The sequence below is a fragment of the Cedecea sp. FDAARGOS_727 genome (genome assembly GCF_012273235.1).
GTDB classification, from domain to species: domain Bacteria; phylum Pseudomonadota; class Gammaproteobacteria; order Enterobacterales; family Enterobacteriaceae; genus Cedecea; species Cedecea davisae.
Genome location: NZ_CP050966.1, coordinates 3373521 through 3393196, shown reverse-complemented (window position 1 = coordinate 3393196; position 19676 = coordinate 3373521). Strand labels below are relative to the sequence as shown.

Sequence of the window (19676 nt, the reverse complement as noted above, 5' to 3'; positions counted from 1 at the left end):
AGGCCGAGAGTAAGCAAGAAACGTGACAACGTGATGTAACGCATAGGGAGTAGAGGGGGAAAGGATTTTGCTGATCCGGGACATGCAGCCCACGGCCATTTTCTGCCATACTAAGCCCTTATTTTGCCCCTGCCCCAGGAGTTATGCATGGAATTTACCGCCGGGCTGATCCCGCTTGAAACCGCACTTGGACAAATGCTTTCCCGCATTAAACCGCTCACCGAAACGGAAACATTGCCGCTGCTACAGGCAGTCGGTAGGGTTACCGCCGAACCGGTGATTTCTCCGCTGGATGTTCCGGGGTTTGATAATTCGGCAATGGACGGTTATGCGGTGCGCATGGCGGATATCAAAGCCGGGGGCGCATTGCCGATAGCGGGTAAAGCCTTCGCCGGGCAGCCGTTTAGCGGCGAATGGCCGGAAGGCACCTGCGTGCGCATCATGACCGGTGCGCCAATACCGCAGGGTGCCGAAGCCGTCGTGATGCAGGAAGAAACCAAATCTACCGAGTCCGGCGTACGCTTTAACGCCACGGTACAAAACGGCCAGAATATTCGCCGCCGTGGGGAAGACATCCGCCAGGGCGCAAGCGTGTTAGCCGCAGGAACAAAACTCACCGCGGCCGAACTGCCGCTGATTGCTTCGCTGGGCATTCCCGAAGTCACCGTTTACCGCAAGGTTCGCGTCGCCGTGTTCTCCACCGGGGATGAATTACAGCTGCCCGGCCAGCCGCTGGCCGAAGGCCAAATCTACGATACCAACCGCCTGGCGGTGCATCTCATGTTGAAAGAGCTGGGCTCGGAAGTTATCGACCTCGGGATTATTCGCGATGACCAGGACGCTCTGCGCGCCGCATTTAAAGAGGCAGACAGCCGTGCGGACGTGGTTATCAGCAGCGGCGGCGTGTCGGTTGGCGAGGCGGATTACACCAAACAAATCCTCGAGGAACTGGGCGAAGTGGGCTTCTGGAAGCTGGCGATTAAGCCTGGCAAACCCTTCGCCTTTGGCCGCCTGGAAAACAGCTGGTTCTGCGGCCTGCCGGGCAACCCGGTTTCCGCGGCGCTGACCTTCTATCAACTCGTACAGCCGCTGTTGACGACGATGGGCGGCCAACAGGGCAACCCTCTTCCGCCGCGGATGCGGGTGCGCACCGTCGGCAGGTTGAAAAAATCGCCTGGCCGCCTCGACTTCCAGCGCGGTATTTTACGCCGCAACGAGCAGGGCGACCTGGAAGTGCTGAGTACCGGCCATCAGGGCTCACATATTTTCAGCTCCTTCAGCCAGGCCAACTGCTTTGTGGTGCTCGAGCGCGAGCGCGGCAATGTCGAAGCCGGGGAATGGGTAGAAGTCGAGCCGTTTAACTCGCTGTTCGGAGGCTAACGTGGTCGAGCTTAGCGATGCAGAAATGCTGCGCTACAACCGCCAGATAGTCCTGCGCGGCTTTGACTTTGACGGCCAGGAAAAGCTGAAGGCCTCGCGGGTGCTTATTGTCGGGCTTGGCGGGCTGGGCTGCGCGGCGGCTCAATACCTTGCTGCCGCGGGCGTCGGGCATCTCACCCTGCTGGACTTCGACACCGTCTCGCTCTCTAACCTCCAGCGCCAGACGCTGCACCGCGACGCCGCTATCGGCCGGCCCAAAGTTGACTCAGCCCGGGAGATGCTGGCCGCCATTAACCCGCATATCCGGCTGGAGACGGTGAACGCCCTGCTGGACGAGCAGCAGCTTGCCGAGCTGGTGGCGCAGCATGAGGTGATTCTGGACTGCACCGATAACGTGGAGATCCGCAACCAGCTTAACCGCAGTTGCTTCCTGCATAAGCGGCCGCTGGTATCGGGGGCGGCGATTCGCATGGAAGGTCAGATAAGCGTGTTTACTTATCAGGCCAATGAGCCCTGCTACCGCTGCCTGAGCCGCCTGTTTGGCGAAGGCACGCTAAGCTGCGTGGAAGCTGGCGTGATGTCGCCGCTGGTGGGAATTATTGGCTCGCTGGAAGCGATGGAGGCCATCAAACTGCTGGCAAATTACGGCACGCCAGCCAGCGGGAAAATCGTGCTCTACGATGCGATGACCTGCCAGTTCAGAGAGATGACGCTGGCGCGTAATCCTCAATGTGAGGTTTGCGGCTGCGAATAAATAAACGGGGATAATATTATCCCCGTTTCTTATCTTAGATGGCGAGATCGGTCAGCATGAGTTCGGCAATTTTAAAGTAAATAAGCAGCCCTGTGCCGTCGATTAAAGTGGTAATAAACGGAGCGGAAACCACCGCCGGGTCGATATTTACTTTACGCAGCAGCATCGGAATAATCGAAGATACAATAGCGCTCCACACGGTAATCGCTATTAGCGTCAGGCTCACGACCATCATCACTTCCATCCCCACGCCCAGCATCCACGCCCGGATAAATCCGGCGGTGCCGATGGTGATGGCAATTAATACCGAAGCGGAAATCTCTTTTCTTAATATCGCGCCAAGATCCTTCAGCCCGACTTCTCCCAGCGCCATCGCCCTGACCAGGGTCGAGGTAATTTGCGTCCCGGTATTGCCGCCGGTGCCGATTAAGAGCGGGATAAAGAAGGCCAGCGCAATCGCCGCTTCCAGCTGATCCTCAAAGGATTTAATCACCGAGCTGGTATAAGCCTCGGCAACGAACAGCAGCAGAAGCCACACCGACCGTTTGCGCCACAGCGTGAAGACGCTGCTTTGCAGATAGGGGGTTTCCAGCGGGGATGAAGCCCCCTGTAACTGGCTGTCGAGAGTATTTTCATCTTCCAGCAGCTGCGCGATTTCCTGCGGGCCAAGCACCCCTTTCAGTTTTCCATAGCTGAGTACCGGAATGTAGTTTGAGGCGGATTTTTTAATCTCCATGCAGGCTTCATGCCGCGTTTTCTCAGGCGGCAGCGAGAAATGAACCGTTCTCATCAATTCGCTCAGCAACAGCTCTTTATCTGCCTGAAGCAGGGTTTTTACCGGCACCAGGCCGTACAGATGGTCGTCATCATCCACAACAAAGATTTGAGAAGGAATTTGCTCGTTTTTAATTTCCGAACAGAAGTATTCCCGCGCCTGGCCGACCGTTGTTCCCGGCCGCAGAGCGATAAAATCCTGGCTCAGATAACCCAGGACGGTGCTATGCGCTTCTGAGCCGGGCTGTTTAGCAGGCAGGAGTATAGATGCGCGAGAGTGCGCAGAAGTATTGGTTGAAAAGGTCATGATTTTTCCCCGGTTACTGTTTTAAAAAATAAACAGTCCTCATCCTGGGGCGAAGCAAGATATGAGAGTGCTGACGCTATCTCCATGTCTCGGTTTTAGCACTGTACAACGTATCCCCAAATGCGGGGGAAGTTACCTGGGGTTATACCTTGACTCGATATAACCTGTCCTAATCTTGGGCGTCTCTCGACGTCGTCAGATCAGTAACCTGTGTTTGTACAGGAGCCTCGCCTAACGAGATACTGCAAGTCTTCCGCGGCCTATAGTAGGGATCTCAGCCCGGGGCGCAAGTCAAAGAGCCTGCTTTGTTTAGGGTTTATTTATGCTTTCCTGTGCTGCTTCAGTCATACAGCCCGTCGCTATTTACCGCCGAGTGCCCCTTTCCGTAGCGTATACGCCGCACCGACTCACGGGCCTTAAGCGAGCCTGCCAGCAGGATATTCACCACCGGAGCGTCAGGCCGCATCAGGCGCTGCTGTAAAAGCTGCACCGCCTCTTCCCCCAGCTCGTCCCGTGGAACATGGACCGACGTCAGGGGCACATCGTGAATTTCCGCCAGATTGAAACCGTCGATACTCATCACCGACATATCCTGCGGCACGCGCAGCCCGGCCTTTTGCAGGGCGCTAACCGCCCCCGCCGCCATAAAATCGCCGCCCACCAGCAGCGCGCTGGGCCAGGCGGGGCGTGGTGTATTTGCCAGATAGTCGCTTACCAACGCCTCGCTTTCTTTAGCGCTAAAGCTTTGGGCGGTAATCAGATGACGGGTTTCATCGAAGGAGAGGTTTCTGCTGTCCCAGGCATCGCGAATGCCCTCCAGGCGCAGCTCCATGGTATAGCGGCGCAGGCACAGCAGCGTCAGTACGCCTTTATGCCCCATATCGAACAGGTAGCTGGCGGCATACTGGCCGATAAGTTGATGATCCGGCGCGATGCCGGGCAGCCGCATTTTGCGGTCTCGGCAGTTGATCAGCACGCACGGTTTACCGAGATCTGCCGCCAGATCGTGAATGTGGGGGTCATCTATTCCCAACAAGATAGCCGCTTCGCTGTCCGGCTGGTTCATCTTGCTTAAAAAGAGGTTGGCATCGCTGTCGTTTTCCTCCAGCGCGCAGAACCGCAGCCGCACGTCATGGGGTTCCAGCGCCCTGCCAACGCCCTGAATAACCCGGTAGTAAAATACGTCCAGCCGTTCATCAAACGCCCGCTGCGGAGCAAAAATCACCAGGCTATTCAGCAGCAGCCGTCCCGCCGCTATTCCCTGCAACACCCCCTTCTGCCGGGCGCACTCCAGCACCCGCTGGCGCGCCGTTTCGCTGGTATTGGCTTTACCGGCTAAGACTCGCGAAACCGTGCTTATCGATAGCCCCGTTTGGGCAGCAATTTCGGTGATTTTTAGCGTTTTACTCATTTTGTGATCGATGCCCATTTGTGAAATGAAAAAATTTTCATACCTGACAATTGCAGATTCTGCGTGAAAAAAGAGCATTAAACGCTCACCAGATGCTGGATATGAAAACTTTTGCAAAAAATACGCTATTGGTTGGCTTATAACTCATCTACGCTGCCATTGTCGACTAAACAAAGCGCTTAGCTTTGATGAAAATAAATTTAAACAAATAAAAATCAATTAGTTAAAAAAACAAAGTATGCCGTGTGTTGGCATACCAATTCCACTAATTACCCCTACAAGGTGGAGCACAACTATGAGTCATGGCATCAATCAACCGGTGACCGCAGTCAAAACCAGGCGTATTTTCCGCAATTTGCGCTGGTGGGTGCTGGTGCTGTTTTTACTGGGCGTAACCGTCAACTACATCACCCGCAACGCGCTGGGCATCCTCGCGCCTGAACTGAAAACCTCCCTCGGAATAACGACCGAGCAATATTCCTGGATAGTGGGCGCCTTTCAGCTGGCTTACACCCTGTTCCAGCCCCTGTGTGGCTGGCTGATAGACGTAATCGGCCTGAAGATTGGCTTTCTGATTTGCGCCACTATTTGGGCGGTGATGTGCATGCTGCACGCCGGAGCCGGTAGCTGGCTCCAGCTGGCAATCCTGCGCTTTATGATGGGTGGTGCGGAGGCGGCGGCTACTCCGGCTAACGCCAAAACCCTGGGCGAATGGTTCCCGAAAAAGGAACGCCCGATCGCAGCAGGATGGGCGGGCGTCGGCTTCTCAATCGGCGCGATGTTGGCTCCGCCGATTATTTACTTCGCCCACGCCTCTTTTGGCTGGCAGGGTGCCTTTATGTTTAGCGGCGCGCTGGGCCTGGTTTGGGTCGTGCTGTGGTGGCTGTTCTATCACAACCCGGAACAGCACCCCAATCTCGGTAAAAGCGAGCTGGCGTTTATTAAACAGGACAACGAACCGCCAGCGGTGAAGCTGCCGTTTTTCACCGCCCTGAAAACCGTGTCTAAAAACAAGCGCTTTTACGGCATCGCCATTCCGGCATTTATGGCCGAACCGGCCTGGGCGGTGCTGAGTTTCTGGGTGCCTCTGTATCTCGCGAATGAGCGGGGAATGGATCTGAAACAGATTGCCATGTTCGCCTGGCTCCCGTTCCTGGCCGCCGATCTCGGCAGCATCGCCAGCGGCTACTTAACCAAAATTTACGCCCGATTCTTTGGCTGTAGCCGAACCAACTCGGTAGTTGCCAGTTCGGTCACCGGCGCTTTTCTGATGCTCTCCCTCGCGCTGGTTGCGCTCACAAAAGATCCCTGGGTCGCCATCGCCCTTATCTCCGTCGGCGGGTTCGGACACCAGATTATCTCCTGCATGCTGAGCGCCCTGGTGGTGGACTCGTTTGACAAGGGCCAGATGGCCACCGTCAACGGAATGCGCGGCTCTTGCGCCTGGATAGCCAGCTTTATTTTCTCGCTGATTATCGGCGTCACCGCCGACAAAATTGGCTTCAACCCGCTGTTTGTCGCCATGGGCTTCTTTGACCTGATAGGCGCGGTATTCCTGGTCGCCTTTATCGCCGAACGCCGCGCAAAACGTACCTGAATGGACAGAACACGATGAAAACGCTGAAAAACTGGACGCTGAAAAATCACGATGCCAACCGGGCGGTGTTAACCCTGGACGGCAAGCATGAACTGCACCTTTATGTGCTGGAAGAAGGCATGTTCCGCGTGCTTATCAAACGCCAGACCGGACTGGCGCTCAACAGAACCTGGAGCATTGCGCCGCAGCAGGATGTGCCCTGGGAGGGGCGCGAGCGTGAAAGTCTGGAAGGTTTCACCCTCCCCGGCTTCCGCCTTGAACAGCTCGACGATGTTCTGTTAATCAGTACCTCAAAAATGCGCGTCACCGTTCACCAGCCTCTGTGGCTGGAGTGGGAATATAAAAACGCGAAGGATGAATGGCACCCTTTAGCCAGCGACCGTCCCACCAGCGCCTACCAGCTCAATGCCCACGGCGACGGCGTGGCACACTACCAGCGCCGCTTCAAAGACGAGCGCTTTTACGGACTGGGGGAAAAAGCTGGCCCGCTGAACCGCAGCGGCAAGCGTTATGAAATGCGTAATCTGGACGCAATGGGTTACAACGCGGCCTCCACCGACCCGCTTTATAAGCACATCCCTTTTACCATCACACGCCGCGACGACGTCAGCTTTGGCCTGTTTTACGACAACCTCAGCAGCTGCTGGCTGGATCTCGGGAATGAGATAGACAACTACCACGTTGCCTACCGCCGCTGGCAGGCAGAGGCGGGCGATGTGGATTACTACATGTTCCTCGGCCCGCGCGTGCTGGACGTCACCAAAGCCTTTGTGCGCCTGACCGGTAAAACATTCTTCGGCCCGAAATGGAGCCTGGGCTACAGCGGCTCGACAATGCATTACACCGACGCGCCGGATGCCCAGAATCAGCTGATGAACTTTATCCGGCTTTGCGAGGAACACGCTATACCGTGCGACTCATTCCAGCTGTCGTCCGGGTATACTTCGATAGACAACAAGCGCTATGTCTTCAACTGGAATTACGACAAGGTGCCGCAGCCGAAGCTGATGAGCCAGGCCTTTGCCGAAGCGGGCATCAGGCTGGCGGCGAATATCAAGCCCTGCCTGCTACAGGATCATCCCCGCTACCAGGAAGCGGCGGCGAGCGGCCTGTTTATTCGGGACTCGGAAAGCGACTCGCCGGAGCGCTCAAGCTTCTGGGACGACGAAGGCTCGCATCTCGACTTTACCAATCCGGCCACGGTGAAATGGTGGCAAACCGGCGTCACCACCCAATTGCTGGAAATGGGGATCGGCTCGACCTGGAACGACAACAACGAATATGAAGTCTGGGACGGCGAGGCGCGCTGCCACGGCTTCGGGCAGCCTGTTGCCATCAAACATATTCGCCCTGTTATGCCGCTGCTGATGATGCGCGCCTCAATGGAAGCCCAGCAGGCCTTTGCCCCGGAAAAACGCCCGTATCTTATTTCCCGTTCGGGCTGCGCCGGGATGCAGCGCTATGTTCAGACCTGGAGCGGCGATAACCGCACCAGTTGGGAAACGCTGCGCTACAACATCCGCATGGGCGTGGGTATGAGTTTGTCCGGGCTGTTTAACGTCGGCCATGACGTCGGCGGCTTCTCGGGCGACAAACCGGACGCAGAGCTGTTTGTTCGCTGGGTGCAAAACGGCGTGATGCATCCCCGCTTCACCATTCATTCATGGAATGACGATGCCACGGTAAACGAACCCTGGATGTACCCGGCCGTCACTCCCGCCATTCGCGCCGCCATCGAACTGCGATACCGCCTGCTGCCCTGGTTCTACACGCTACTGTGGCAGGCTCACGCCGACGATGAGCCGATGCTGAGGCCGACGTTCCTCGACCATGAACACGATGAAAAAACTTTCGAAGAGTGCGATGAATTTATGCTGGGCCGCGATGTGTTGGTTGCAAGCGTTGTGGAGCCAGGCCAGCGGCAACGTACTTTGTGGCTGCCGCAAAACGAACACGGCTGGTATGACTATTACACCGGGCAGTGGTACAGCGGCGGGCAGCACGTCACCGTTCAGTCTCCGCTGGAGTATCTGCCGCTGCTGGTGCGTGCCGGGGCAGCATTGCCGCACAGCGGCCGCATTAGCTATGTCGATATCAAGGCCGATGATCTTCGCGAACTGAAGATTTATCCGCTGCCCGGTACAGGTGTTTCTCATGGCTCGTTGTTTGAAGACGACGGTGAATCCTGGGGATATAAAACTGGCAATGCGCTGTGGCTAAGCTGGGAAATTAGATGCTCTGCTCAAGAGATTAATGTGGTCTTTAGTCGAAAAGGCGATTACCAGCCGGCCTGGCGCGAGATTAACTTATCTCTGCCTGCGGGGGAAAAACGGCGTCTGCTGGTGAACGGGGTGGAACGCGAGGTGTGGGCACTGTAGCTGCTTCTCCCCAAAGTGGGGAAGCAGAAAATGTCCCCTCTCCCTTCCAGGGAGAGGGTTAGGGTGAGGGTAAAATTACCCGTCGATCCCTTTACTGCGCAGGTAATCTTCGTAGCCGCCGGTGAAGTCAATCACGCGTTCTGGCGTAATTTCCAGCACGCGAGTCGCCAGGGAGCTAACGAATTCACGGTCGTGGGATACGAAGATAAGCGTCCCCTGGTACATCTCCAGCGCCATGTTCAGCGACTCGATGGATTCCATATCCAGGTGGTTCGTCGGTTCGTCCATGATCAGGATGTTTGGTTTTTCCATCATCAACTTGCCGAACAGCATACGGCCCTTCTCACCACCGGACAGCACTTTGGCCGGCTTTTTGATGTCGTCCTGGCTGAACAGCAGACGACCAAGGATGCTGCGCACCGCCTGCTCGTCATCTCCTTCCTGCTTCCACTGGCTCATCCAGTCGAACACGGTGAGATCGTTTTCGAACTCGTATTCGTGATCCTGAGCGTAGTAGCCGATTTGAGCGTTTTCAGACCATTTAACGCCGCCGGATTCCGGGGTAAGTTCACCCACGAGAGTTTTCAGCAGCGTGGTTTTACCGATGCCGTTAGCACCCAGGATTGCCAGCTTCTCGCCGACTTCCAGCAGCAGGTTAACGCCTTTAAACAGCGGACCGCTTTCAAACCCTTTGGTCAGGGCTTCCACTTCCAGCGCGTTACGGAACAGTTTCTTGTCCTGCTCGAAGCGAATGAACGGGTTCTGGCGGCTGGAGGCTTTCACTTCGTCCAGCTTGATTTTATCAATCTGGCGGGCGCGAGAGGTTGCCTGGCGAGATTTAGAGGCGTTGGCGCTGAAGCGGCTGACGAAAGATTGCAGGTCGGCAATCTGCGCTTTTTTCTTGGCGTTGTCAGACAGAAGACGCTCGCGAGCCTGGGTGGCCGCGGTCATGTATTCGTCGTAGTTGCCCGGGTAAACGCGCAGCTCGCCGTAGTCCAGGTCGGCCATGTGGGTGCAGACCATATTCAGGAAGTGACGGTCGTGCGAAATAATAATCATCGTGCTGTTACGTTCGTTAAGCACGGTTTCCAGCCAGCGAATGGTATCGATGTCCAGGTTGTTCGTTGGTTCGTCGAGCAGCAGGATGTCCGGGTTAGAGAACAGCGCCTGCGCCAGCAGTACGCGCAGCTTCCAGCCCGGGGCCACTTCGCTCATCGGGCCGTAATGCTGTTCCAGCGGAATGCCCACGCCGAGCAGCAGTTCACCGGCACGCGCTTCTGCGGTGTAGCCGTCCATCTCGCCGTAGGTCACTTCGAGGTCGGCAACTTTGTAACCGTCTTCTTCGCTCATTTCCGGCAGAGCATAAATGCGGTCACGCTCCTGCTTCACTTCCCACAGCTCGCCGTGGCCCATGATAACGGTATCGAGCACGGTGAATTTTTCGAAGGCGAACTGATCCTGACGCAGCTTACCGATGCGCTCGTTCGGGTCGAGAGAAACGTTGCCCAGAGTCGGCTCAAGGTCTCCGCCGAGGATTTTCATGAACGTAGATTTGCCGCTACCGTTAGAGCCGATCAGGCCATAACGGTTGCCGCCGCCAAATTTAACGGAGATATTTTCGAACAGCGGTTTGCTGCCAAACTGCATGGTAACGTTGCTGGATACAAGCACTGGTATGTCCTGGAGAAATAAGTTGTCGAGATTTTGGAATGTGATTTCGGCCACATTATGCCATAACTATGATAAAGGGTCGCCCCGCATCTTAACCGTACAATAGTTAAGCAATGTGAAAAAAATGTGATTTCATCCACATCTGATTTCCCAGATGAAGGTAATGCACATATAATGCGCGGCTAAATCGTCCATGAACACTCACTAGCTGGCCCGTCTGGCATAACACTCGCACAACATGAATATGAAATTACGCTCGCTTTTACTGGCTTTTGTGGCTGTCGCGTCTTTCTGTAAAACAGCCTCCGCAGTGACCTATCCATTGCCGACTAACGGCAGCCGTTTGGTTGGTCAAAATCAGGTTATCACTATTCCGGAAGGCAGCACCGCGCCGCTGGAAGAGTATGCCGCGCAGTACCAGATGGGGCTTTCCAACATGCTGGAAGCTAACCCGGGTATTGACCCGTATCTGCCGAAAGCGGGTACGATTTTGAATATTCCTCAGCAGCTGATCCTGCCGGACACCGTGCACGAAGGGATTGTTATTAACAGCGCCGAAATGCGCCTCTACTATTACCCGAAAGGCACCAATACCGTTATCGTGTTGCCAATCGGTATCGGCCAGTTGGGTAAAGATACCCCGATTAACTGGACGACTAAGGTAGAGCGCAAGAAAAACGGCCCAACCTGGACGCCAACCGCCAAAATGCACGCTGAATACGCGGCAGCAGGCACTCCGCTTCCGGCAGTGGTACCGGCCGGCCCGGACAACCCAATGGGCCTGTACGCGCTGTACATCGGTAACCTGTACGCGATTCACGGCACCAATGCCAACTTCGGTATCGGCCTGCGCGTAAGTCACGGCTGCGTGCGTCTGCGTAACGAAGACATCAAGTTCCTGTTCGACAACGTGCCGGTCGGCACCCGCGTTCAGTTTATCGACGAACCGGTTAAAGCCACCACCGAGCCTGACGGTAGCCGCTACATCGAAGTTCACAACCCGCTGTCTACAACAGAAGCGCAGTTTAACTCCGGTGAAATCGTACCAATCACTCTGACCAGCAGCGTACAGAAAGTCACCGCTCAGTCTGACGTGGATACCAGCGTGGTAGATCAGGCGATTCAGAACCGTTCCGGTATGCCGGTTCGTCTGAACTAATTTGCCTCACGATTGTTCGATAAGGCGGCCTCCGGGTCGCCTTTTTTATTGCCGTAATAAAGAACAGCAAACCTTCACGTAGGGAATATTTGTTATGCTGATAATTCATGATGTGATGGATAGCACATATTTGGGTTTAATTGTATGATGAATGCGTTTCTTAAAGGGTAACCTCTATGCGTAACTCGTTCACGGTAATCTGGCAGTATCTTCGTTCTTTTGTCTTAATTTACTTATGCTTATATGCAGGCATTTTTGTCGCCTCGCTGCTGCCCATCGTCATTCCCGGCAGCATTATCGGCATGCTAATTCTGTTTGTGCTGCTGTCGCTGCAAATCCTACCGGCGAAATGGGTAAAACCCAGCTGCCACCTGATGATTCGCTATATGGCGCTGCTGTTTGTGCCCATCGGCGTGGGCGTTATGCAGTATTACGACGTGCTGAAGGCGCAGTTCGGCCCGGTGGTCATTTCCTGTTTAATCAGCACTCTGGTGGTGCTGGTGATTGTGAGCTGGAGTTCGCACCTGGTTCACGGCGAAAGAAAAGTGGTTGGCGAAAGCGAGGCAGATAACAAATGATGCATTATATATGGTGGTCCTTGCCGCTGACGCTTATAGTCTTCTTTGCCGCCCGCAAGCTTGCCGCCCGCGTGCAGTCTCCCCTGCTGAACCCGCTGCTGGTTTGTATGGTGGTGATTATTCCGCTGCTGCTGGTAACCGGCATTCCCTACGACCATTATTTTAAAGGCAGCGAGGTGCTTAACGACCTGCTACAGCCCGCCGTTGTGGCGCTCGCCTTTCCGCTTTATGAGCAAATCCACCAGATTCGCGCCCGCTGGAAATCAATTATTACTATCTGCTTTATCGGCAGCATGGTGGCGATGACCACCGGGACTTCAATCGCGCTGCTGATGGGCGCTTCGCCGGAAATCGCCGCTTCGGTGCTGCCGAAGTCAGTGACCACCCCAATTGCCATGGCCGTTGGCGGCGGCATCGGCGGTATTCCTGCGATTAGCGCAGTTTGCGTTATCTTCGTCGGCATTCTGGGTGCGGTGTTCGGCCACACGCTGCTGAACCTGATGCGCATCAAGACAAAAGCTTCTCGCGGGCTGTCTATGGGGGCCGCTTCACATGCGCTGGGTACGGCTCGCTGCGCCGAACTCGACTTCCAGGAAGGCGCTTTTAGCTCGCTGGCGCTGGTGATTTGCGGGGTAATGACCTCCCTTATCGCGCCGTTTTTATTCCCGGTATTGTTGAAGCTCTTTGGCTAAAACCTGCAACAGATCGCGAAATTGTATTTTTCATTGCATATGTTGCATTGTTAATGAGACTCAAATCACATATTAAGCCCTATCAGTTCCGTAAACTAGGTTCCCGTTACCTGTTATGAGGCTTAAACATGCGTTCACGTTTTGATGCTGCTTTTGCGCAGCTCCCTGCTGCGCTGCAATCCGCTTTGCAACCGCTGCTTGCCGATGAACACTTCCCGGCGATGTTTACGACAGCAGAAGTGGAAGCACTGAAACATCAATCCGGGCTTGGCGATGACGATTTGGCGTTTGCTTTACTCCCGCTGGCCGCAGCCTGTGCCCGCGCTGACCTCTCGCATTTTAACGTTGGTGCCGTTGCGCGCGGCGTTAGCGGTAATCTCTATTTCGGTGGCAACATGGAATTCCTTGGTGCCACCATGCAGCAAACCGTGCACGCAGAGCAAAGCGCCATCACCCACGCCTGGATGCGCGGTGAAAAAGGCCTGGTTGATATCACCGTCAACTACACGCCGTGCGGCCACTGCCGCCAGTTTATGAACGAGCTGAACAGCGGCGTTGCGCTACGCATTCATCTCCCGGGCCGCCAGGCTTCAACCCTTGGCGACTATCTGCCGGACGCCTTCGGCCCGCGTGACCTTGAGATTAAAACCCTGCTGCTGGACGAAGAAAACCACGGCTTTGCGCTTAAGGGTGACGCGCTTGAGCAGGCCGCAATTACCGCAGCAAACCGCAGCCACGCGCCTTATAGCAAGGCCCCGGCTGGCGTAGCGCTGCAAATGCGCGATGGTAAAATCTTTACCGGCAGCTATGCCGAAAACGCCGCATTCAACCCGTCTTTACCGCCGCTACAGGCCGCTTTGAACCTGCTTTCGCTTAACGGTTACGACTACCCGGACATTCAGCGCGCCGTTCTGGCTGAGAAAGCCGATGCCCCTCTGCTGCAATGGGACGCCACTTCCGCAACCCTGAAAGCGCTGGGCTGCAACAACATTGAACGCTTCCTGCTCGGCCAATAATCCGCCTCTGCGGGTGTACCCACACCCGCATTGTTGAAATTTGCCCCAACCGAACCCGCGTTTCTTGCTCTTGGGGGCCTGGTAAAGTAGCCTTGGATGAAATTTCACCCCGCGAAAGAGTCTGCAAGTTAATGTTGAAGCGAGTGTTTTACGGCCTGCTGGTGCTTATTGGCTTAACGCTGGTGGCTGCGCTCGGGCTGGATCGCTGGATTAGCTGGAAAACCGCCCCCTACGTTTATGATGAACTCCAGGACCTGCCCTACCGCCAGGTCGGCGTTGTGCTGGGCACAGCCAAGTATTACCGCACCGGCGTGATTAATCAGTATTACCTGTTCCGCATTCAGGGCGCGCTGAACGCGTACAACAGCGGGAAAGTTAACTATCTGCTGCTGAGCGGGGATAACGCCCAGCAAAGTTACAACGAGCCGATGACGATGCGTAAAGACCTGATTGCCGGCGGCGTTGATCCGGCGGATATCGTGCTTGATTATGCCGGCTTCCGCACGCTGGACTCTATCGTTCGCACCCGCAAAGTGTTTGATACCAACGACTTCATCATCATTACCCAGCGCTTTCACTGCGAGCGTGCGTTATTTATCGCCCAGCATATGGGGATTCAGGCGCAGTGTTATGCCGTGCCTTCGCCGAAAAACATGCTGACGGTGCGCGTTCGCGAGTTTGGCGCACGCCTCGGCGCGCTGGCGGATTTGTATCTGTTCAAACGTGAGCCTCGTTTCCTCGGCCCGCTGGTGCCGATTCCGTCGCAGCAGGAAGTGCCGGAAGATGCGCAGGGCTACCCGGCGGTGACGCCGGAGCAGTTGCTGGAATTACAGAAGAAGAAATAAAAAAATCCTCTCCCTTTCCGGGAGAGGATTAGCCTGCGGGGAACTATTACTTCTTGCGCGCGTACTTCAGGGAGTCCAGCGCAACGGCGAAGATAATGATCCCGCCCTTGATGATGTACTGCCAGTACGGGTTCACGCCGATATAGGTCAGGCCGTAGTTGATAACCGTAAAGATGATTACGCCTGTTACCCCCCCCACTACCGTACCCACGCCGCCGCTAAACGACACGCCGCCCACCACGCACGCCGCAATCGCATCCAGCTCATACATAAAGCCCAGGTTGTTGGTAGCCGAGCCGATACGCCCCGCTTCCAGCATCCCGCCGAAGGCGTAGAACACGCCGGACAGGGCATAAATCATTATCAGGTTCAGCGCGACATTTACGCCGGACACTTTCGCCGCTTCCGGGTTACCGCCGATGGCAAAAATGTTTTTACCAAAGCGGGTTTTGTTCCACAGCACCCAAACGAAGAACACCGCAAACAGGGCGTAGAACGTTATGTAGGAGAGGCGGAAACTGCCCAGCGCTATAAACCCCTGGGTAAAGGTAGAGAAGTGAGAGTCAAAGCCGGAAATCGGTGAAGCGCCGACGAAATCGTAATACAGGGAGTTGATACCGTAGACGATAATCATCGTGCCCAAAGTGGTGATAAACGGCGTCACGTTCAGGTAAGCGATGATAATCCCGTTCACCAGGCCGATGACCGCGCCAACCGCACAGACGATAAGCAGCACCAGCGGGATAGGCATAGTGTGCATATCCGGGAACACTTTGTTGACGTTATCCATAGACTGCAACAGCGTCGCCGCAACAACCGCCGCAAGGCCAACCTGGCGCCCGGCGGAAAGGTCTGTACCCTGGGTCACAATCAGCCCCGCTACGCCCAGCGCGATAATAATACGCACCGAGGACTGGGTAAGGATGTTACTCAGGTTCAGCAGGCTTAAGAATGTCGGGTCCTGGAAAATAATAATTGCCAGCAGCACCAACAGCACCACATAGATGCCGCCCTCTTTTAGATAAGTTAGAAAACTCTTTTTATTTAACACACTCATTTTTAATAGCCCCTAAATCATCACAGGTGCACAGACGCAAGACGTAAAATTTCGTTCTGCGTTGTTGTTTTGGTGTCTACAATTCCGGCCACGAGCCCGTTGCTCATCACCAGGATACGGTCTGTAATCCCTAACAATTCCGGCATCTCGGACGAAATGATAATGATCCCTTTCCCTTTTTTGGCAAGCTCGGCAATCAGCTGATAAATTTCGAATTTAGCGCCAACGTCAATGCCGCGCGTCGGCTCATCGAGCATCAGTATCTCCGGCTGGGTCAGCAGCCAGCGGCCAATAATGACCTTCTGCTGGTTTCCGCCCGAGAGCGAGCCAATAGAAGTACGGTGCCCCGGCGTTTTCACACGCATCGAGTCGATAACCCACTGGGTATCGCTCTTCATGCGGGTGTTATCCAGCAGCCCGACCTTGTTTTTGTAATTCCGAATATTGGAAATGAGTGAGTTAAAGCCGATATCCAGATAGGCGTAGATCCCGGTCGAGCGACGCTCTTCCGTCACCAGCGCAAAACCATGGTTTATCGCTTCGTTCGCGTTGTGATTATTGATTTTTTTGCCGTGCAGCTTAATGGTGCCGCCTGACTTTTCACGGATACCAAACAGCGTTTCCACGATATCGGTACGCTTCGCGCCGACCAGACCGGCAATACCGAGGATTTCGCCCTGGTGCAGGTCAAAGGAGATATCGCGAATAGAAGGCTGGCGCAGCGAGGTCAGGTTGCGAACCTCAAGAATAACCTCACCCGGCACGTTGGACTTGTCCGGGAAACGCTGGTTCAGCGAACGGCCAACCATCATGGAGATGATTTTGTCCATATCCAGCCCTTCCAGCGGCTGGGTGGCAATCCACTGCCCGTCACGCAATATCGTAATTTCGTCGCACAGCTGGAATATTTCTTCCATTTTATGGGAGATATAAACAATCCCGCAGCCGCGATCTTTTAATTTGCGAATAATTTTAAAGAGATGATTAACTTCTTTTTCCGTCAGGGACGATGTTGGCTCATCCATAATAACGATTTTGGCGTTATAGGAGAAAGCTTTGGCAATTTCAATCATCTGCATTTGAGAAACGGATAAAGTCCCGACGCGGGCTCGCGGATCGATATCAATATCCAGTTCATCAAAAATCTCTTTGGTATCGCGGTACATCTTATCCTGATCGACAAACACGCCTTTGGTCGGGTAACGCCCGAGCCACATGTTGTCCATTACGGTACGCTGTAATACCAGGTTAAGTTCCTGATGCACCATAGAAATACCGTTTTCCAGCGCTTCTTTAGTGCTGCTGAAATTAACTTCTTTTCCCTGAAAAAGGATACTGCCGGAATCTTTGCTATAGATCCCAAAAAGGCATTTTAATAATGTCGATTTCCCCGCACCGTTCTCACCCATCAGGGCATGAATAGAGTGTGGACGAACTTTTAAATTAACATTATCCAGTGCCTTAACGCCGGGGAAGGATTTATTAATGTTGGTCATTTCCAACAAAAATTCCAACGACGTAGCTGAATTATTATCGACCATAGTTATACCTGTGTCGCTGAGTAGCCGGTCTGAAACCGGGCGCAGGGACCCGCGCCCGGATAAAACGGTATGACTTACTTGCCGACGAACTGGGCCAAGTTATCTTTATCCACGCCTACATAAGGTACGCGGACAATCTTGTTCTCAATTTTCCAGTTGGTGCCTTCTGCCGCTGGCTTACCTTCGGCAAGGTTTTTCGCCAGATCGAAGGTGGCTTTAGCCTGGTTGTTAGCATCGTTCAGCACGGTCCCGGCCATTGCGCCAGACTTAACCAGGGCCAGAGCTTCCGGCAGCGCATCTACGCCGAACACAGGAATTGAGGTTTTGTTGTGGGCTTTCAGCGCTTCTACAGCACCCATTGCCATCGCATCGTTGTTGGCGATAACCACTTCGATTTTGTTAGCGTTAGGGCCGGAAAGCCAGGCATCCATTTTGTCTTTAGCCTGAGCGGTATCCCACATTGCGGTATCCAGCTGCAACTGCTGAGTTTTCAGCCCCTTGTCGTTCAGCTCTTTGATAACGTAAGTGGTACGCGCTTCCGCATCCGGGTGGCCCGGCTCGCCTTTCAGCAGAACGAATTGCACCTGGCCGTCTTTGTTCAGATCCCACGCCGGGTTAGCCGCCCAGTGTTTAGCAATCAGGTCGCCCTGAATGATGCCGGACTCTTTAGAGTCGGTGCCGACGTAGTAAGCTTTGTCGTAGCTATCCAGCGCTTTGCGGGATGGTTCTTTGTTGAAGAACACAACAGGTACGTTTTGCCCGCGTGCTTTTTCAATCACGGTGCCGGCAGCAGCCGGGTCAACCAGGTTGATAGCCAGCGCTTTAACGCCTTTAGCCAGCAGAACGTCAATCTGGTCGTTCTGTTTTGACTGGTCGTTCTGGGAGTCGTTCATCAGCAGCTGAACGTCTGGTGCGGCTTTACCGTCTTTCTCAATCGCCTTACGCACCACTGACATGAAGTTGTCGTCGTATTTGTAAATAGTCACGCCAATACGGCTATCAGCGGCGTGGGCTGCGGCACCAAACAGCATGCAGGACATCACGGCGGACAGGGTCAAAACCTTCTTATTCATGGTATCTCCGGTTTTTTATTTTGCAGGGTAGTTCGGGTTCGAAACCAGGCAGGACAGTAATGTTAATAAAAAGTTACTGAATGCCGAAGTTATCCTAAAAAAATGCGCTTCCGTGTTCGGTAACAATCCAATACTGCGTTTTTTATGGTCGTTTTTGGCTAATCGCGCTGCTAAAAGTGAGTAGTCACGGTTACATTGCGTTTCAGCTGATAAAACGCTGACATAATAGTCAGCGCAATGTTAATTAACTGTGAATTTACTCACAGATTGAAACCGGTTACATCTAACTCTTTGGCAGCAGAGTGATCGACGCCACATTTTGCTTCACGGCCACCGAGTGGCGGCGAACTAAAGTCGGCATAAAACAGTGCGTTACATCACGATTCAACGTACCTGCCGCGCCTTGTAACGCCAGCTCCGTTGCCAGCCGCGCCATAGAAACGACCGGATAACGCACGGTCGTTAACTGCGGATCGGTGTAACGGGCGATGGGAATATCATCGAAGCCGATGATCGACACATGCTGAGGGACGATAATGCCGTTATCTTTCAGAGCGGTAAGCGCCCCGGCCGCCATGCTGTCGTTATAGGAGAAGATAGCGCTCAATTGCAGGTTACGGCCCAGCAGCTCAACCATTGCCGCTTCTCCGCCCTGCATATCCGGCGTGCCGGTGCCGACCCAGCTGTCCGGAGGCGTTATGCTCTGCTCCGCCAGCGCCTGAAGCCAGCCCTGATGCCGCTGGCCGTTGTCTTCAATTTGATGGCTGGAGGCGAGGTAGCCGACGCGCGAATGCCCCTGATTGAGCAGCATGCGGGTAGCCATTACCGCCCCGCTGACGTTATCGAGGCAGACACAGCGGTGGGCGTAACCGGGGACGAGGCGATTAATCAGCACCATGCCCGGAACTTGCTCCAGGAAGGAGGCAAGTTCTTCGTCGCTCAGCGCCTTGGCGTGAACGATCAGGGCGCTGCACCGCTGGCGAATCAGCACCTCAATGGCGTGGCGCTCTTTCTCTTCCTGGTGGTAGCTGTTGCCGATGAGCAAATATTTATTATGCTGCTGGGCAACCATATCCACCGCTTTGACCAGTGCGCCAAAGAAAGGATCGGAAACGTCCATCACCACCACGCCGATGGTGTCGCTTACCTGAGTAGCCAGCGCCTGTGCGTTGGCGTTAGGACGGTAGCCCAGCTCGGTTACCGCCTGCATGACATTTTCGCGCGTTTCCGGGCTGACCAGCGCGCTGTTATTTAATACTCGGGATACTGTCGCTACTGAAACCCCGGCGATACGGGCAACGTCACGAATGGTTATCGGCGTTGGGGGAGTCGGTCTCATAGGTACACCCTGTTTTAGGCAAGGTGGCTATTCTGCGGCGAGCGGGGGTCAGTGCGGCGTGAAGTTGATCACAGGGATGAAAGCGCTTACATACAATTCGTTAA

Annotated in this window: 16 protein-coding genes and 1 riboswitch; of the genes, 9 read left to right on the top strand and 7 right to left on the bottom strand. The window is 54.6% G+C overall.

Annotated elements, in window-relative coordinates:
• Positions 1-147: 147 nt before the first annotated feature.
• Entirely contained in the window at positions 148-1380 is a 1233-nt protein-coding gene (gene moeA / locus FOC35_RS15990; protein WP_172569450.1) for a molybdopterin molybdotransferase MoeA, read from the top strand.
• A 1-nt stretch (position 1381) separates the two neighbouring features.
• Positions 1382-2134, top strand: a complete 753-nt coding sequence (gene moeB / locus FOC35_RS15985; RefSeq protein ID WP_172569449.1) for a molybdopterin-synthase adenylyltransferase MoeB — start codon at positions 1382-1384, stop codon at positions 2132-2134.
• Between the two features lie 34 nt (positions 2135-2168).
• Here the strand turns inward: moeB and FOC35_RS15980 are convergent, their stop codons facing one another.
• Both FOC35_RS15980 and FOC35_RS15975 read right to left on the bottom strand, forming a co-directional pair.
• The gene (locus FOC35_RS15980; RefSeq protein WP_172569448.1) at positions 2169-3215 is read right to left on the bottom strand and encodes a magnesium transporter; all 1047 of its coding nucleotides are present in this window, start codon (positions 3213-3215) and stop codon (positions 2169-2171) included.
• Between the two features lie 73 nt (positions 3216-3288).
• Positions 3289-3461, bottom strand: a riboswitch (M-box (ykoK) riboswitch).
• A gap of 94 nt (positions 3462-3555) precedes the next feature.
• Positions 3556-4626 carry a LacI family DNA-binding transcriptional regulator gene (locus tag FOC35_RS15975; protein ID WP_039899365.1) on the bottom strand — a complete coding sequence of 357 codons (1071 nt, stop codon included), beginning with the start codon at positions 4624-4626 and terminating at the stop codon, positions 3556-3558.
• Between the two features lie 295 nt (positions 4627-4921).
• Between FOC35_RS15975 and FOC35_RS15970 the strand changes: the two genes are divergently transcribed.
• Together FOC35_RS15970 and FOC35_RS15965 are read left to right on the top strand one after the other, a co-directional pair.
• The gene (locus tag FOC35_RS15970; RefSeq protein WP_016537318.1) at positions 4922-6223 is read left to right on the top strand and encodes an MFS transporter; all 1302 of its coding nucleotides are present in this window, start codon (positions 4922-4924) and stop codon (positions 6221-6223) included.
• A gap of 14 nt (positions 6224-6237) precedes the next feature.
• Positions 6238-8601 (top strand): glycoside hydrolase family 31 protein, encoded by a 2364-nt coding sequence (locus tag FOC35_RS15965; RefSeq protein ID WP_172569447.1) that lies wholly within the window; start codon positions 6238-6240, stop codon positions 8599-8601.
• 75 nt (positions 8602-8676) lie between these two features.
• Here FOC35_RS15965 and FOC35_RS15960 read toward each other — a convergent pair whose 3' ends face one another.
• Positions 8677-10272, bottom strand: a complete 1596-nt coding sequence (locus tag FOC35_RS15960; RefSeq protein WP_172569446.1) for an ABC-F family ATPase — start codon at positions 10270-10272, stop codon at positions 8677-8679.
• A 238-nt stretch (positions 10273-10510) separates the two neighbouring features.
• Here FOC35_RS15960 and ldtB point away from each other — a divergent pair, with 238 nt between their 5' ends.
• The 5 genes from ldtB (at position 10511) to sanA (ending at position 14562) form a co-directional block, all read left to right on the top strand.
• The gene (gene ldtB, locus FOC35_RS15955; RefSeq protein ID WP_172569445.1) at positions 10511-11431 is read left to right on the top strand and encodes a L,D-transpeptidase; all 921 of its coding nucleotides are present in this window, start codon (positions 10511-10513) and stop codon (positions 11429-11431) included.
• 176 nt (positions 11432-11607) lie between these two features.
• A complete protein-coding gene (locus FOC35_RS15950; protein ID WP_016537322.1) occupies positions 11608-12009 on the top strand; it encodes a CidA/LrgA family protein in 402 nt (133 codons plus the stop codon).
• Positions 12006-12701: a CidB/LrgB family autolysis modulator gene (locus tag FOC35_RS15945; RefSeq protein WP_016537323.1), complete on the top strand. Its 696-nt coding sequence runs from the start codon at positions 12006-12008 to the stop codon at positions 12699-12701. The genes FOC35_RS15950 and FOC35_RS15945 overlap by 4 nt, the downstream gene beginning before the upstream one ends.
• 128 nt (positions 12702-12829) lie before the next feature.
• Positions 12830-13717, top strand: a complete 888-nt coding sequence (gene cdd, locus FOC35_RS15940) for a cytidine deaminase (RefSeq protein ID WP_172569444.1) — start codon at positions 12830-12832, stop codon at positions 13715-13717.
• 131 nt (positions 13718-13848) lie between these two features.
• A complete protein-coding gene (gene sanA / locus FOC35_RS15935) occupies positions 13849-14562 on the top strand; it encodes an outer membrane permeability protein SanA (protein WP_016537325.1) in 714 nt (237 codons plus the stop codon).
• Positions 14563-14608: 46 nt separating this feature from the next.
• Here the strand turns inward: sanA and mglC are convergent, their stop codons facing one another.
• The 4 genes from mglC to galS all read right to left on the bottom strand — a co-directional run bounded on the left by mglC (position 14609) and on the right by galS (position 19572).
• Positions 14609-15619, bottom strand: a complete 1011-nt coding sequence (gene mglC / locus FOC35_RS15930) for a galactose/methyl galactoside ABC transporter permease MglC (protein WP_172569443.1) — start codon at positions 15617-15619, stop codon at positions 14609-14611.
• A gap of 20 nt (positions 15620-15639) precedes the next feature.
• A complete protein-coding gene (mglA, locus tag FOC35_RS15925; protein WP_172569442.1) occupies positions 15640-17160 on the bottom strand; it encodes a galactose/methyl galactoside ABC transporter ATP-binding protein MglA in 1521 nt (506 codons plus the stop codon).
• 74 nt (positions 17161-17234) lie between these two features.
• The gene (mglB, locus tag FOC35_RS15920) at positions 17235-18233 is read right to left on the bottom strand and encodes a galactose/glucose ABC transporter substrate-binding protein MglB (RefSeq protein WP_016537328.1); all 999 of its coding nucleotides are present in this window, start codon (positions 18231-18233) and stop codon (positions 17235-17237) included.
• Between the two features lie 283 nt (positions 18234-18516).
• Positions 18517-19572 (bottom strand): HTH-type transcriptional regulator GalS, encoded by a 1056-nt coding sequence (galS, locus tag FOC35_RS15915; protein ID WP_172569441.1) that lies wholly within the window; start codon positions 19570-19572, stop codon positions 18517-18519.
• Positions 19573-19676: the final 104 nt, after the last annotated feature.

Coding starts and splice junctions, on each gene's coding strand:
- FOC35_RS15945 (WP_016537323.1), top strand. CDS start 12,006: ATGATGCATTATATATGGTGGTCCTTGCCGCTGACGCTTATAGTCTTC.
- FOC35_RS15980 (WP_172569448.1), bottom strand. CDS start 3,215: ATGACCTTTTCAACCAATACTTCTGCGCACTCTCGCGCATCTATACTC.
- cdd (WP_172569444.1), top strand. CDS start 12,830: ATGCGTTCACGTTTTGATGCTGCTTTTGCGCAGCTCCCTGCTGCGCTG.
- FOC35_RS15950 (WP_016537322.1), top strand. CDS start 11,608: ATGCGTAACTCGTTCACGGTAATCTGGCAGTATCTTCGTTCTTTTGTC.
- mglC (WP_172569443.1), bottom strand. CDS start 15,619: ATGAGTGTGTTAAATAAAAAGAGTTTTCTAACTTATCTAAAAGAGGGC.
- mglA (WP_172569442.1), bottom strand. CDS start 17,160: ATGGTCGATAATAATTCAGCTACGTCGTTGGAATTTTTGTTGGAAATG.
- ldtB (WP_172569445.1), top strand. CDS start 10,511: ATGAATATGAAATTACGCTCGCTTTTACTGGCTTTTGTGGCTGTCGCG.
- mglB (WP_016537328.1), bottom strand. CDS start 18,233: ATGAATAAGAAGGTTTTGACCCTGTCCGCCGTGATGTCCTGCATGCTG.
- sanA (WP_016537325.1), top strand. CDS start 13,849: ATGTTGAAGCGAGTGTTTTACGGCCTGCTGGTGCTTATTGGCTTAACG.
- moeA (WP_172569450.1), top strand. CDS start 148: ATGGAATTTACCGCCGGGCTGATCCCGCTTGAAACCGCACTTGGACAA.
- FOC35_RS15965 (WP_172569447.1), top strand. CDS start 6,238: ATGAAAACGCTGAAAAACTGGACGCTGAAAAATCACGATGCCAACCGG.
- FOC35_RS15970 (WP_016537318.1), top strand. CDS start 4,922: ATGAGTCATGGCATCAATCAACCGGTGACCGCAGTCAAAACCAGGCGT.
- FOC35_RS15975 (WP_039899365.1), bottom strand. CDS start 4,626: ATGAGTAAAACGCTAAAAATCACCGAAATTGCTGCCCAAACGGGGCTA.
- galS (WP_172569441.1), bottom strand. CDS start 19,572: ATGAGACCGACTCCCCCAACGCCGATAACCATTCGTGACGTTGCCCGT.